Origin of the sequence: Shewanella sp. AS16 (genome assembly GCF_021412365.1) — a bacterium.
GTDB classification, from domain to species: Bacteria; Pseudomonadota; Gammaproteobacteria; order Enterobacterales; family Shewanellaceae; genus Shewanella; species Shewanella salipaludis.
In genome coordinates, this window is record NZ_JAKCLK010000005.1 from 186,720 (window position 1) to 200,545 (window position 13,826).

The following is a 13,826-nucleotide window of genomic DNA, read 5'->3' on the forward strand; positions in this document are numbered from 1 at the left end:
GACTGTTACACTCATTTTGTCGACAATATCCCGGGTTTATACTTGACCAATCACCAATATGCGCCTACATTGTCGACAACCTTGTTAATTAATTGATGAACTTCCGTATGACATTTGCGAGTGAACAGCCGGTTACCGCGGCGGACAAGACCTTTATTCAGCTGCGAACCGATATTGTCGAAGGTGTCATCCAGGCGGGAACCAAGCTGAGCGAAACCGAGTTGTCGACAAAATATGCCGTCAGCCGCGCCATCATTCGCGAAGCCATCAATCGTCTGGCGTCCTGCCGCATAGTGGAACGCAAGGCGAATATCGGCGCCAGGGTCGTGGCCTTGACGCCCGAGGGGTTGGATCAGCTGTATCAGGTGCGGGAATCCCTGGAAGGCATGGCGGCGAGACTCGCGGCCCAGAACATGACGGATCAGGAAATTGCCGATCTCAATAGCCTGCTCAATTCCCATTTCGATGAAGTGAAAACCGGCGAGTCCTACTATCAGGAGGCGGGTGACGTCGACTTCCACTACCGCATCATTCTCGGCAGCAAGAACAGCCATCTCATTTCCCTGTTATTCGATGGCATCTATCATCTGGTGCGCATGTACCGGGTACAGCTGGGCATGGCTGGGCCCAGGGTCACCACGGCATTCGATGAACATAAACACATAGTGCAGGCCATTTCCAACCGGGATGCCGAGCTGGCAGAAATGTTGATGCGGCGGCACATCTGGTATTCGAAGAGCAATATTGAAAGAAAGTTAGTTAACTAGCGGGCTAGCCCCAATACCCAAATCACCGACAGAAGAGAGGAATATATGAGCGCAGGCAAGAAATTCCGTCAGGCATTGGCCGACAACAAGCCGTTGCAGATCCTTGGCACCATAAACGCATACACAGCCATGATGGCCAAGCAAATAGGTCACAAGGCCATCTACTTATCCGGTGGCGGGGTCGCCAACGCCTCCTACGGCCTGCCGGATCTGGGCATGACCTCGCTCAATGACGTCTTGGTTGACGTGCAGCGCATCACCTCTGCCTGTGATCTGCCGCTGATGGTCGACATAGACACAGGTTGGGGCGGGGCATTCAACATTGCCAAGACCATACGCGACATGGAGAAGGCCGGCGCCGCCGCCGTGCATCTGGAAGATCAGGTGGCCCAGAAGCGCTGCGGCCATAGACCCAACAAGGAAATCGTTTCTGTCGAGGAGATGGTCGACCGTATCAAGGCGGCTGTCGATGCCCGCACGGATCCCGATTTCTTCATCATGGCCCGTACCGATGCCTTCGCCCAGGAAGGCCTCGACGCCGCCATAGCACGCGCCAAGGCCTATGTTGCCGCCGGCGCAGACGGGATCTTCGCCGAGGCTGTGCAAACCGAGGAGCACTACCGCGCCTTTGCCGAGGCGTTGGATGTGCCCATCCTGGCCAACATCACAGAATTCGGCCAGACGGAGCTGTGGAATACCAAGCAGCTGGGCGAGTGGGGCGTTGACATGGTGCTCTATCCCCTGAGCGCCTTTCGCGCCATGAATAAGGCCGCCGAAACTGTCTATAAGGCTATCCTTGAAAACGGCGATCAAAAAGCCGTGCTCGATAGCATGCAAACAAGGATGGAACTCTACGATTACCTGGGTTACCACGAGTATGAGCGCAAGCTCGACAGCCTGTTTGCCGAAGGCAAGAACAAGTAATCTGACACTAAAGCGTCATGACAAGCTATTAGCTTAAAAATCCCTACGCCCGGGTTTTCTGAACCCGGGCCCAGAAACAAGAAAAGGAATGCATTATGGTAGATAAGAAACTCAGTGGTGCCGGTCTTCGTGGCCAGAGCGCCGGTGAAACGGCCCTGTGTACCGTAGGTAAATCCGGCTCAGGCCTGACCTACCGTGGTTACGACGTGTCGGATCTGGCCGACAACGCCAGCTTCGAAGAAGTGGCCTATCTGCTGTTCAACGGCGAATTGCCCAATCAGGCACAATTGGCTGCCTACAAGACAGAACTCAAGGCCCAGCGCGACTTGCCCCAGGCGTTGAAAGAGGTGCTCAAACTCATCCCCGCCAGCGCCCATCCCATGGATGTGATGCGTACCGGTTGTTCCTTCCTGGGGAACCTGGAGCCGGAAACCGACTTCGCCATGCAAAACCAGGCGGCCAACCGTCTGCTGGCCGCCTTCCCGGCGATCATGTGTTACTGGTATCGCTTCAGCCATGACGGCGTCGAAATCGACTGCAACACGGATGAAGATTCCTTGGGCGGCCACTTCCTGACGCTGCTCAACGGCGTGACCCCATCGGATCTGCACCGCAGAGTGATGGACGTGTCGCTGATCTTGTACGCAGAGCACGAGTTCAATGCCTCCACCTTCACCGCCAGGGTATGCGCCTCGACCCTGTCCGACATGTTCTCCTGCGTCACGGGTGCCATAGGCTCCTTGCGTGGCCCGCTGCATGGCGGCGCCAACGAGGCGGCCATGGACATGATCCAGAAGTTCGACTCGCCCGAAGATGCCAAGGTACAGATGGCCGGCATGCTGGAGCGCAAGGAGAAGATCATGGGCTTCGGGCATGCCATCTACCGCGAGTCGGATCCCCGCAACGTGATCATCAAGGCCTGGTCCGAGAAGCTGGCCAAGGAATTCGGCAACACGTCACTGTATGACATCTCGGTCGCCTGTGAAGAGTTCATGTGGGACGCCAAGAAGCTGTTCTGTAACGCCGACTTCTTCCACGCCAGCGCCTATCACTTCATGGGGATTCCCACCAAGCTGTTCACCCCCATCTTCGTGTGTTCACGGGTGACAGGCTGGTCGGCCCACGTGATGGAGCAACGTGCCAACAACCGCATCATACGTCCGAGTGCCGACTATATTGGCCCAGAGCCAAGAAAAGTCGTCCCCATAGACGCCAGATAGTCGCTAAAACGCTGGACAGACCCAGAGATGCGACTATAGGTGCCGGCTCAGGACGGGTAGCCCAAGGCTGCCCGTCCTTGCACATACAGCCATTGCCCATGGCGCATTTCCCGAACCTATTCTGTGGATGAGTTTATGAATACCGAATACCGCAAGGCCTTACCCGGCACAGAGCTGGATTACTTCGATACCCGCGCCGCGGTCGATGCCATCAAGCCCGGCGCCTACGCTGGCCTGCCTTATACCTCAAGGGTGCTGGCGGAAAACCTGGTGCGCCGCTGCAGCCCCGCCATGCTTAAGCCTGCGCTGGAGCAGCTGATAGAGCGCAGGCGCGACCTGGATTTCCCCTGGTTTCCGGCCCGCGTCGTGTGCCACGACATCCTCGGCCAGACGGCCTTGGTGGATCTCGCCGGTCTGCGCGACGCCATCGCCCTCAAGGGCGGCGATCCGTCCCAGGTCAACCCTGTGGTGCCGACCCAGCTGATCGTCGATCACTCGCTGGCGGTGGAACACGGCGGCTTCGAGGCGGACGCCTTCGAGAAGAACCGCGCCATCGAAGACAGACGCAACGAAGACAGATTTCACTTCATCAACTGGACCAAGACGGCGTTCAAGAACGTCGACGTGATCCAGCCGGGCAACGGCATAATGCACCAGATCAACCTGGAGAAGATGTCGCCCGTGATCCATGCCCAGCAAGATGAAACCGGCCGGGGCATAGCCTTCCCGGATACTCTGGTGGGCACAGACAGCCACACCCCACACGTGGATGCGCTCGGCGTCATCGCAGTGGGTGTCGGCGGCCTGGAAGCCGAAAGCGTGATGCTGGGACGCGCCTCCTACATGCGCCTGCCGGACATCATAGGGGTAGAGCTCACCGGCAAGCCGCAACCCGGGATCACGGCCACAGACATAGTGTTGGCACTGACCGAGTTTCTGCGCGCCCAGAAGGTAGTGTCTTCCTATCTTGAGTTCTTCGGCGAGGGCGCCGCCCACCTGACGCTCGGCGACAGGGCCACCATCTCCAACATGACGCCTGAGTACGGCGCCACCGCGGCCATGTTCTACATAGACAGCCAGACCATAGACTATCTGCGCCTCACCGGTCGTGACGAGAGCCAGGTCAAACTGGTGGAAACCTATGCCAAAGAAGCGGGTCTGTGGGCCGACAGCCTGAAAAATGCCGAGTACGAACGCACCCTGAGCTTCGATCTCTCCGGCGTGGTGCGCACCATAGCCGGGCCATCCAATCCCCACGCCAGGGTACCTACCAGTGAACTGGCCGCACGCGGCATCTCGGGTGTGGTGGAGAACGAGCCCGGCCTGATGCCGGACGGCGCAGTGATCATCGCCGCCATCACCAGCTGTACCAACACCAGCAACCCGCGCAACGTGATTGCCGCCGCTCTGCTGGCCCGCAACGCCAACGCCAAAGGCCTCACCCGCAAACCCTGGGTCAAGACCTCGCTGGCGCCCGGCTCCAAGGCGGTGCAGCTGTATCTGGAAGAGTCGGACCTGCTGCCGGAGCTGGAACAGCTGGGCTTCGGTATAGTCGGCTTTGCCTGCACCACCTGTAATGGCATGAGCGGCGCTCTGGATCCTGTTATCCAGCAGGAAGTGGTCGAGCGCGACTTGTATGCCACAGCCGTGCTGTCCGGTAACCGCAACTTCGACGGCCGTATCCACCCCTATGCCAAGCAGGCCTTCCTGGCGTCGCCGCCATTGGTGGTGGCCTACGCCATCGCCGGCACCATAAGGTTCGACATAGAAAAAGACGTGCTGGGACTGGATAAAGAAGGCAAGAGCGTGACTCTCAAGGACATCTGGCCGGATGATGCCGAGATAGATGCCGTGATTGCCAAGAGCGTCAAGCCGGAGCAGTTCCGCAAGGTCTATGAGCCCATGTTCAACCTGAGCGTCGACTATGGCGACAAGGTCAGCCCCCTGTACGACTGGCGTCCACAGAGCACCTACATACGCCGTCCTCCCTATTGGGAAGGAGCATTGGCAGGTGAGCGCACCATGAAGGGCATGCGTCCCCTGGCTGTGCTGGGTGACAACATCACCACAGATCACCTGTCGCCATCGAACGCCATCATGCCGGGCAGCGCCGCCGGTGAATACCTCGCCAAGATGGGCCTGCCGGAGGAAGACTTCAACTCCTACGCCACCCACAGGGGCGATCACCTGACGGCCCAGCGCGCCACCTTCGCCAACCCCAAGCTGTTCAACGAGATGGTGAAGCAGCAAGACGGCAGTGTGCGTCAGGGCTCCCTGGCACGCATCGAGCCAGAGGGCAAGGTAGTGCGCATGTGGGAAGCGATTGAGACCTACATGGAGCGCAAACAGCCGCTCATCATCATAGCCGGTGCCGACTATGGTCAGGGCTCCAGCCGTGACTGGGCCGCCAAGGGCGTACGCCTGGCCGGGGTGGAAGTGATAGTCGCCGAAGGCTTCGAGCGCATCCACAGGACCAACCTGGTGGGCATGGGCGTGTTGCCGCTGGAATTCAAGCCCGGGGTAGATCGCAACAGCTTGCACATAGACGGCACAGAGAGCTTCGATGTCGCCGGCAAGCCGACGCCGGGTGCCACTTTGACACTCATCATCCACCGCCAGGACGGTGAGCGTGTCGAAGTGCCTGTGACCTGTCGCCTGGATACCGCAGAGGAAGTGTCCATCTACGACGCCGGCGGCGTGCTGCAGCGCTTCGCCCAGGACTTCCTCGAGGCCAGCGCCCACTAGCCAGGCGTCTCTTTCATCCAGGAAGACACTTAAGCCGATGACAATGGCGGTATAGCAATATACCGCCATTCTTTCCTGGGCTCAGACTTACAGCCAGTACAAGCTCTTGCAAGAGAGCACAAAGGAATACAGGGGAAATTTATGCCTCATACACCACAAATCAAGATCCCCGCCACCTATATGCGTGGCGGCACCAGCAAGGGCGTGTTCTTCCGCCTGCAGGACCTGCCCGAGGCGGCGCGGGTGCCTGGACCAGCCAGGGATGCGCTGCTGCTGCGGGTCATTGGCAGCCCGGATCCCTACGGCAAGCAGACAGACGGCATGGGCGGCGCCACCTCTTCGACCTCCAAGACGGTGATCCTGTCCAGGAGTGACAAGGAAGATCACGACGTCGACTACCTCTTCGGTCAGGTCGCCATCGACAAGCCCTTCGTCGACTGGAGCGGCAACTGCGGCAACCTGAGCGCCGCCGTCGGCTCCTTCGCCATCGCCAACGGCCTGGTGGACGAAGCCCGGCTGCCGGCAAATGGCATGGCCAAGGTCCGCATCTGGCAGGCCAACATAGGCAAGACCATCATCGCCCATGTGCCCATGACGGACGGCGAAGTACAGGAAACCGGCGACTTCGAACTCGACGGGGTGACTTTCCCGGCCGCCGAGGTGCAGCTGGAGTTCATGGATCCCGCCGACGGCGAGGGTGCCATGTTTCCCACGGGACACCTGGTGGAAGAGCTGACTCTGCCCGAAGCCGTAGTCGCCGGCGGCAAGCTCAGGGTGACCATGATCAACGCCGGCATTCCCACCATCTTCGTCAATGCCGCAGATCTTGGCTACCAGGGCACTGAGCTGCAGGATGACATCAACAATGACGAGCAGGCGCTGGCAAGATTCGAGACCATCAGGGCCCACGGCGCGCTGCAGATGGGGCTCATCAAGCACCTGGACGAGGCGGCGAGTCGCCAGCATACCCCCAAAGTGGCGTTTGTCGCCCCGAGTGCGGCCTATGTGGCTTCCAGTGGCAAGCAGATAGCGGCAGAGGATACAGATCTGCTGGTGCGCGCCCTGTCCATGGGCAAGTTGCACCACGCCATGATGGGCACCTGTGCCGTGGCCATAGGCACGGCGGCGGCCGTGCCAGGCACCTTGGTGAACCTCGCCGCCGGCGGCGGTCAGCCGAGCGCGGTGCGTTTCGGTCACCCCTCCGGTACCCTGAGGGTCGGCGCAGAGGCGGCGTTCACAGACGGCCAATGGACTGTGACCAAGGCCATCATGAGCCGCTCGGCCCGGGTGCTGATGGAAGGTTGGGTGCGGGTGCCGGGGGATGCGTTTTAAGCTTCCCGGCAACAGACTTTTTATCCCACATTTTTCGACTCATATTTCTCGACTCATAAAGCCGGCGGCGATTAAATCCCGCCGGCTTTATTTTGCCCAAATGCCGGCCGGGCAAGGCGGGGCAAGCAACTGCTATACTCTGTATACGAGTTAGCCGAGCCGACCGACATAGCCGCAGTTCCTCGTTACATCACTCGGACGCAGGCAGGGAAATGTTGATTTCAAGGCTCAGGAGAGTTGGAGCACGTCATGTTAAGGTACTATTACGTCACTGACGATCTTGATGATTTGGAAAAGGTAGAACAAGAGTTGGAGGCGGAGGGCATTACCGAGCCACAGATACATATATTGAGCGAGAAAGATGGTGATGTGGAGACCCATCGCCTGCACGAAGTCGAACCCGTGTTGAAACAGGATGTGGTGCACTCCACCGAAATAGGCGCCGTCATAGGCACCATAGGCGCGGCCCTGGTCCTGTTTGTCGCCTTTGCCTTGGGTTGGACCGAGAGCGCCGCCGGTTGGCTGCCGTTCATCTTCCTGGCGGTTGTCGTCCTGGGCTTCTGTACCTGGGAAGGGGGCTTCATCGGCATTCAGATCCCCAATGTTAACTTCAAGCGTTTTCAGAACATGCTCCATAAGGGCCGGCACGTTTTCTTTGTTGACGTGGATCCCGAGCAGGAGCCTTCCTTCACCCGGGTCATACTGGCCCATCCCCACCTGCATGCGGTAGGCACAGGTTCTGCCACCCCAAGATGGGTCGTTCGTTGGCAGGATATCTACCACAACTTCATGAAGCGCATGCCCTAAGCGGTTTAAGGCACCTTTCACGGGTGCCTTATTTTCCCTTGGCGTTTGGAAAACCCGCGGTTTATGGCCTATCTTAATACTAGTTTTCCAACAAAAACCACATGCATTTCAGTGGCTTTGTACTGAGCGAAACTGAGCATTCCGGCGTTGCCAATGTATTGTTTTCCAACACCTTCCAAGACGAAGATGAGGGTAGTGGCAAGGTCCTTCCGCAACTTGGCTCACTGCTCATCACGATTGGCTTCGTCTTCTCATAGGGATGGATGTTATGGCAATAGCAATAGTGATCCTCTTACTCGTGGCAGGCTCACTGATCTTTCACTTTGCCAGCCCCTGGTGGTTCACTCCCTTGGCCTCGAATTGGGGCACCATAGACGACACCATCAAGATCACTTTCTGGGTAACAGGCATTGTCTTCGTCGCCGTCAATGTCTTTCTCGCCTATGCGGTTTACCGTTATCGCTTCCACAAAGATCAACGCGCCGATTATGAGCCGGAAAATAAGCGACTCGAGGGCTGGCTGGTATTGGGAACCACCCTGGGGGTGGCGGCCATGCTGGCACCCGGATTATTTGTCTGGGCCAAGTTTGTCACTGTGCCTGAGGACGCGCAGCTGTTTGAAGCCGTCGGCCAGCAGTGGTTCTGGAGCTTCAGGCTGCCGGGCAAAGACGGCGTGCTGGGGCAAACCTCGACCGAATTGATCGATGAAAAAAATCCCTTCGGCATCAATCCCAAGGACAGTGCCGGGATGGACGATATACTGGTAAGCAGCAATGAGATGCATATTCCGGCTTACCATCCGGTCAAGGTAGTGCTCAGATCCAAGGACGTGCTGCACGACTTTTCCGTGCCCCAGTTCAGGGTAAAAATGGATCTGGTACCCGGCATAGTCTCCTACCTCTGGTTCACGCCGACCCGGATAGGTCGCTTCGAACTCATGTGCCAGGAACTCTGTGGCATGGCGCATTACTCCATGCGCGGTCACATAGTGGTCGACTCTCAGGAGGACTACCGGGCCTGGTTGGCGCAGCAAGTCACCTTCGCCCAGTCCATGCAGGCCCCCGCAGGCGATCTGGCGCTGGGCAAGCAAGTGTACCAGGTCTGCGGCGCATGCCATGGCAGCGAAGGCGAAGGGAATGACAACTTGAGTGCCCCTAAGCTGGCGGGGCAGCACGCCTGGTATCTCAAGCGCCAACTTGGCTATTTCAAGAATAAGGTGCGGGGGGCCACTGAAAAAGATCCCTACGGCCAACAAATGGCCGCGATAGCCGCGACTTTGACCGAGGCCAACATCCAAGATGTCTCTGCCTATATTGCCTCCCTGCCGGCGCCGGCCAATGGCGCTTCGCCGTCCATGGCGAACGACAGAGGCAAGCAGCTGTACCACAACTGCGCCTATTGCCACGGCGATCAGGGGGAGGGCAAGTTCGCCCTCAATGCACCGGCCTTGTCGGGGCAGCAGCCGGCCTATCTCAAGCGCCAACTGAAACATTTTCAGCAGCAGATCCGCGGCGCCCATCAGCAAGATACCTATGGCAACCAGATGCTGTTGATGTCGCGGTTACTGCAGGACGAACAAGCCGTCGAGGCAGTGGCGGCCTACTTGAATACCTTGCCGGCACCTTAACGGGATAACAGCAGGCATTCGCCGCTTTCATGGGATTTAGAGGTGACTCAGATGAATTACACCGCCATTGCCGATCGGCCCGATGAATCGCATCATCCGACGACATTCGTGACCAAGTATATCTGGAGCCAAGATCATAAGGTGATCGCCATCCAATATGCCGGCACGGCGATCTTCGTCGGCCTGATCGCCTTGGTCCTCTCGGGTATGATGCGCCTGCAACTTGGGTTCCCCGACAACTTCTCCTTCATCAATCCCAGCGACTATCTGCAGTTTGTGACCATGCATGGGATGATCATGGTGATCTACCTGCTGACGGCACTCTTGCTGGGAGGCTTCGGTAATTACCTGATCCCCTTGATGCTCGGCGCCCGTGACATGGTTTTTCCCTACCTGAACATGCTCAGCTACTGGACCTATTTGTTGTCAGTGATAGTGCTGCTGGCCAGTTTCTTTGTTCCCGGCGGCCCGGCGGGGGCTGGCTGGACCTTGTACCCGCCGCAATCCATATTGCATGGCACTCCGGGGAGTGACATGGGTATCATAATGATGCTGGCTTCCCTGGCCATCTTCATCGTCGCCTTCACCATGGGCGGGCTCAATTACGTCACCACTGTGTTGCAGGCCAGGGCCAAAGGCATGACTCTGATGCGCATGCCCCTGACCATCTGGGGGATATTCGTCGCCACCATACTCGGCCTGCTGGCCTTTCCGGCGCTCCTGGTGAGCGCCATCATGATGCTGCTGGATAAGCTCGCCGGCACCAGTTTCTTCATGCCGGCCCTGGTGTCACTGGGCGAACCCCTGAGCTACCAGGGCGGCAGCCCCATACTATTCCAGCATCTATTCTGGTTTTTCGGTCATCCCGAAGTTTACATAGTCGCACTGCCGGCCTTCGGCATGGTGTCGGATGTGATCGCCACCCATGCCAGAAAAAATATCTTCGGCTACCGCATGATGGTGTGGGCCATAGTCGCCATCGGCGGCCTGAGCTTCCTGGTCTGGGCGCACCACATGTATGTCAGCGGCATGAACCCCTATTTCGGCTTCTTCTTCGCCACTACGACCCTCATCATAGCCGTGCCGACGGCGCTGAAAGTCTACAACTGGGTGCTGACCCTGTGGCGCGGCAATATTCACATGACGCTGCCCATGATGTTCGCCATAGGCTTCATCTTCACCTTCACCCATGGCGGGCTGACCGGGCTGTTTCTCGGCAATGTGGTGGTTGACTTGCCCCTGTCTGACACTTACTTCGTGGTCGGCCACTTCCATATGGTGATGGGCGTGTCGCCTATCATGGTATTGTTTGCCGCCATCTATCACTGGTTTCCCAAGATCACCGGCCGTTTCCTGAATACCAGTTTGGGCAAGCTGCATTTCTGGATCACTTTCCTCGGCACCTACGCCATCTATTTGCCCATGCATTACCTGGGATTTTTAGGGGTGCCCAGACGCTACTTTGCCATGGGAGCAGACTATATCCCCGAGTCGGCCCAGACGCTCAATGCCAGCATCACAGTATCGGCGCTGATCGTCGGACTGGCACAGCTGGTCTTTATCGCCAATCTGATCTGGAGCACCTTCAGGGGCCAGCCCGCCGGCGACAACCCCTGGAATGCGACCACGCTGGAATGGCAAACGGCCACCACGCCACCCGGCCATGGAAACTGGGGCGCCGAGTTGCCCGTGGTTTATCGCTGGGCCTATGACTACAGCGTGCCTGGGGTGAAGGCAGATTTCATTCCGCAAAATTGTCCCCAGTCGGCCGTTGAGTTGGTGGCGGATGAGCGCGCCGCAGCGGATGTGAGCGGCGAGAGAGAAGGGCCATACAATGAACCTACTGCATAAATTGACCGAGAAGCCCTGGCTGGCCCAGCCGGAGGGAGCAGAACTGGCGCTGGCGGAGGACACAAATCTCAGATTTCCGGCCAGGACGGCGCTGAAATTTTTCATCGCCATAGTGTCGGTGCTCTTCTTTCTCTTCAGCATCACCTTTCTTTCCCGCTCCCAGTTCCCCGATTTCCAGGCGCTGGCCGGCGAGCCCTGGCTGCCACTGAGCCATCCGAGTCAACTCTGGTTCAACTCTGGTCTGTTGCTGCTGGCAAGTGTCGGGCTGGAACTGGCCAAACGTCAGGCCGCCAGACAAAGAGTCAATGGACTGGTTCTGGCACTGGGGTTTACCGTGATTTGCTCCATAGGCTTCGTCATAGGCCAGTATCTTGTTTGGCTTCAGCTCAGTGGCATGGGGTTCACCATCAGTGCCAACCCGGCCAACAGCTACTTCTATCTCCTGACCGCGGTGCATGCACTGCACCTCCTCGGGGGATTGCTGGCGCTGGCGCGGCTGATATACCTGTTTGGTGAGCGGCCAAACCTGGCGGCGCTGCAACAAAATCTCTCCCTGTGTGCCCTCTACTGGCACTACTTGTTGTTGCTGTGGCTATTCCTCTTCACTTTACTCGCAGCCCCCGCCGATGCCTATCGGGCGATCGCTGCCTTTTGCGGTCTCTAGGAGGCGCCATGGCTGTCAAGGACAATAAGGCTCAACAAACCGACGACTGGCCCGGCGTCGTCCATGATTGGGGCGCGGATAAACAGGCCTTCGACATGCCCTGGGGCAAGTTGATGATGTGGATCTTCCTGCTCAGCGACACCTTCATCTTCAGCATCTTTCTGACGGGTTACATGAATGTGCGCATGTCGAGCCTGGATACCTGGCCCAATCCCAGTGAGGTATTCGCCCTGAACATAGCCGGGCACCACATCCCCCTGGTGCTGATTGCCATCATGACCTTCATACTGATCACCAGCAGCGGCACCATGGCGATGGCGGTCAACTTCGCCTACCGCGGCGACAAACGCAAGACGGTATACCTGATGGCGGCGACGGCACTCCTGGGTGTCAGCTTTGTCAGCATGCAGGCCTTCGAATGGACCAAGCTCATTCTCGACGAAGGTGTCCGTCCCTGGGGCAACCCCATGGGGGCCGCCCAGTTCGGCTCATCCTTCTTCATGATCACAGGTTTCCATGGTCTGCATGTGAGCGCCGGGGTGATCTACCTGTCGATCATCGCCAGGCGGGTCGCGCGTGGCCATTATGAGCAAAAGGGCTATCAGATAGTCGAAATTACCGGCCTGTACTGGCACTTCGTCGATCTGGTGTGGGTGTTTATTTTTGCACTATTTTACTTGTGGTGAGGTGAGCTATGAACCCGGCATTGGGACAACAACATCCTATCAGTCTGTACCTCAAGGTCTGGGCCATACTCTTTGTGCTCAGCACCATGTCCTACCTGGTGGATTATTTTCAACTCCATGGCGCACTGCGCTGGAGCTTGATCTTGCTGTTCATGCTGCTCAAGGCCAGCTTGATCATCTCCGTGTTCATGCACGTCGCCTGGGAGCGGCTGGCACTCAAGTTAGTGCTGTTCATGCCGCCGCTGGCAATCGTCATACTCATCTCCCTGATGGCGATAGAGGGCGACTACACCTTCCTCAATCGCGTCGTCGCCTTCATGTCGCCATGAGGCGCCAAGGCCCAACGGAATGCGCTGTTTGGCCTGGTTTGACGCAATGGGGTCGATAAATGACTAACAAAACCCGTTTCTTCCTGGCGTTGTTGACCCTGATTTTGGCCAGTGCCGCCCTGGTGTTGGCCCTGACGGCAGAGCAGAGAAGGGTGCCCAGACTCAACTCGGGCGTCATCCTGATGCCGGCCGAGCCGTTACCGGATTTCGAGCTCGTCAGCGACAGCAAAGGGCCCTACACCAAGGCTGAGCTGCGCGGCAAGTGGCATATACTCTCGTACGGCTATACCTATTGCCCGGATGTATGCCCGACCACCTTGTTCACCCTGACGCAACTGGGCCATAGGCTGGATGAATTCGGTCGGTACCAAGATCTGGACTTCCTCTTCTACACCATAGATCCCAACAGAGATACCCAGGACAAACTGGCCGAGTATGTGGCTTTCTTCGGCGACAAGATCACCGGCATTCGCCAGGCGCGGCAGCCCTTGGCGCAGGTATTCGAGCAGGCGCTCGGGATCAAGGCCCAGATCCGGGTGAATAATGCCGGCCCTGAGGAATACAGGGTCAGTCATGGGGTGACCTTGTACCTCATTAACCCCAGGGCCGAACTGCAGGCGGTGTTCACCCCGCAGAAAACGCCGCTGGGAGTGAGCCATTTCGATCTCGAGCGCCTCTTCGAAGACTACCTGACGGTGCGCAGGGATTACCTGTCCGAGACAGGAAAGAGCTGACAAGGGAAAGCCTTGATATTGCCGCTATTTATTCAATAATTAGACTGGATAATTTTCTCAGGGAATGGTTCACTGAAGAGCGTTCCGAGATCCATTTATTCAACATGCATCATTTCTTCATTAGACTAAGGAAGGTACCT

General features: G+C 57.9%; 12 protein-coding genes. All 12 read left to right on the forward strand.

Features of this window, described 5'->3' with window-relative positions; genetic code table 11:
• Positions 1–107: 107 nt before the first annotated feature.
• Positions 108–767, forward strand: coding sequence for a GntR family transcriptional regulator (locus tag LZP73_RS14105; protein WP_234235637.1), 660 nt, complete (start codon positions 108–110; stop codon positions 765–767).
• A 45-nt stretch (positions 768–812) separates the two neighbouring features.
• On the forward strand, positions 813–1,691 hold the full coding sequence (gene prpB / locus LZP73_RS14110) for a methylisocitrate lyase (RefSeq protein WP_234235638.1): 879 nt from the start codon (positions 813–815) through the stop codon (positions 1,689–1,691).
• A 95-nt stretch (positions 1,692–1,786) separates the two neighbouring features.
• The gene (gene prpC, locus LZP73_RS14115) at positions 1,787–2,911 is read left to right on the forward strand and encodes a bifunctional 2-methylcitrate synthase/citrate synthase (protein ID WP_234235639.1); all 1,125 of its coding nucleotides are present in this window, start codon (positions 1,787–1,789) and stop codon (positions 2,909–2,911) included.
• Between the two features lie 135 nt (positions 2,912–3,046).
• Positions 3,047–5,656, forward strand: a complete 2,610-nt coding sequence (acnD, locus tag LZP73_RS14120; protein ID WP_234235640.1) for a Fe/S-dependent 2-methylisocitrate dehydratase AcnD — start codon at positions 3,047–3,049, stop codon at positions 5,654–5,656.
• Between the two features lie 141 nt (positions 5,657–5,797).
• Positions 5,798–6,988: a 2-methylaconitate cis-trans isomerase PrpF gene (gene prpF, locus LZP73_RS14125; RefSeq protein ID WP_234235641.1), complete on the forward strand. Its 1,191-nt coding sequence runs from the start codon at positions 5,798–5,800 to the stop codon at positions 6,986–6,988.
• 249 nt (positions 6,989–7,237) lie between these two features.
• Positions 7,238–7,795 carry an NAD/FAD-utilizing enzyme gene (locus LZP73_RS14130; protein ID WP_169562602.1) on the forward strand — a complete coding sequence of 186 codons (558 nt, stop codon included), beginning with the start codon at positions 7,238–7,240 and terminating at the stop codon, positions 7,793–7,795.
• A 268-nt stretch (positions 7,796–8,063) separates the two neighbouring features.
• Positions 8,064–9,422 (forward strand): c-type cytochrome, encoded by a 1,359-nt coding sequence (locus LZP73_RS14135; RefSeq protein WP_234235642.1) that lies wholly within the window; start codon positions 8,064–8,066, stop codon positions 9,420–9,422.
• 51 nt (positions 9,423–9,473) lie between these two features.
• Entirely contained in the window at positions 9,474–11,273 is a 1,800-nt protein-coding gene (locus LZP73_RS14140; protein WP_234235643.1) for a cytochrome c oxidase subunit I, read from the forward strand.
• A complete protein-coding gene (locus LZP73_RS14145; protein ID WP_234235644.1) occupies positions 11,257–11,937 on the forward strand; it encodes a cytochrome c oxidase subunit 3 in 681 nt (226 codons plus the stop codon). Before LZP73_RS14140 ends, LZP73_RS14145 begins: the two co-directional genes overlap by 17 nt.
• Positions 11,938–11,945: 8 nt before the next feature.
• Entirely contained in the window at positions 11,946–12,623 is a 678-nt protein-coding gene (locus LZP73_RS14150) for a heme-copper oxidase subunit III family protein (protein ID WP_234235645.1), read from the forward strand.
• A gap of 8 nt (positions 12,624–12,631) precedes the next feature.
• Complete coding sequence (locus LZP73_RS14155) at positions 12,632–12,952, forward strand: cytochrome C oxidase subunit IV family protein (RefSeq protein ID WP_234235646.1); 321 nt, start codon at positions 12,632–12,634, stop codon at positions 12,950–12,952.
• Positions 12,953–13,011: 59 nt separating this feature from the next.
• Positions 13,012–13,686, forward strand: coding sequence for an SCO family protein (locus tag LZP73_RS14160; RefSeq protein ID WP_234235647.1), 675 nt, complete (start codon positions 13,012–13,014; stop codon positions 13,684–13,686).
• The last annotated feature ends 140 nt before the right edge of the window (positions 13,687–13,826 follow it).

Coding starts and splice junctions, on each gene's coding strand:
- LZP73_RS14105 (WP_234235637.1), top strand. CDS start 108: ATGACATTTGCGAGTGAACAGCCGGTTACCGCGGCGGACAAGACCTTT.
- prpB (WP_234235638.1), top strand. CDS start 813: ATGAGCGCAGGCAAGAAATTCCGTCAGGCATTGGCCGACAACAAGCCG.
- prpC (WP_234235639.1), top strand. CDS start 1,787: ATGGTAGATAAGAAACTCAGTGGTGCCGGTCTTCGTGGCCAGAGCGCC.
- acnD (WP_234235640.1), top strand. CDS start 3,047: ATGAATACCGAATACCGCAAGGCCTTACCCGGCACAGAGCTGGATTAC.
- prpF (WP_234235641.1), top strand. CDS start 5,798: ATGCCTCATACACCACAAATCAAGATCCCCGCCACCTATATGCGTGGC.
- LZP73_RS14130 (WP_169562602.1), top strand. CDS start 7,238: ATGTTAAGGTACTATTACGTCACTGACGATCTTGATGATTTGGAAAAG.
- LZP73_RS14135 (WP_234235642.1), top strand. CDS start 8,064: ATGGCAATAGCAATAGTGATCCTCTTACTCGTGGCAGGCTCACTGATC.
- LZP73_RS14140 (WP_234235643.1), top strand. CDS start 9,474: ATGAATTACACCGCCATTGCCGATCGGCCCGATGAATCGCATCATCCG.
- LZP73_RS14145 (WP_234235644.1), top strand. CDS start 11,257: ATGAACCTACTGCATAAATTGACCGAGAAGCCCTGGCTGGCCCAGCCG.
- LZP73_RS14150 (WP_234235645.1), top strand. CDS start 11,946: ATGGCTGTCAAGGACAATAAGGCTCAACAAACCGACGACTGGCCCGGC.
- LZP73_RS14155 (WP_234235646.1), top strand. CDS start 12,632: ATGAACCCGGCATTGGGACAACAACATCCTATCAGTCTGTACCTCAAG.
- LZP73_RS14160 (WP_234235647.1), top strand. CDS start 13,012: ATGACTAACAAAACCCGTTTCTTCCTGGCGTTGTTGACCCTGATTTTG.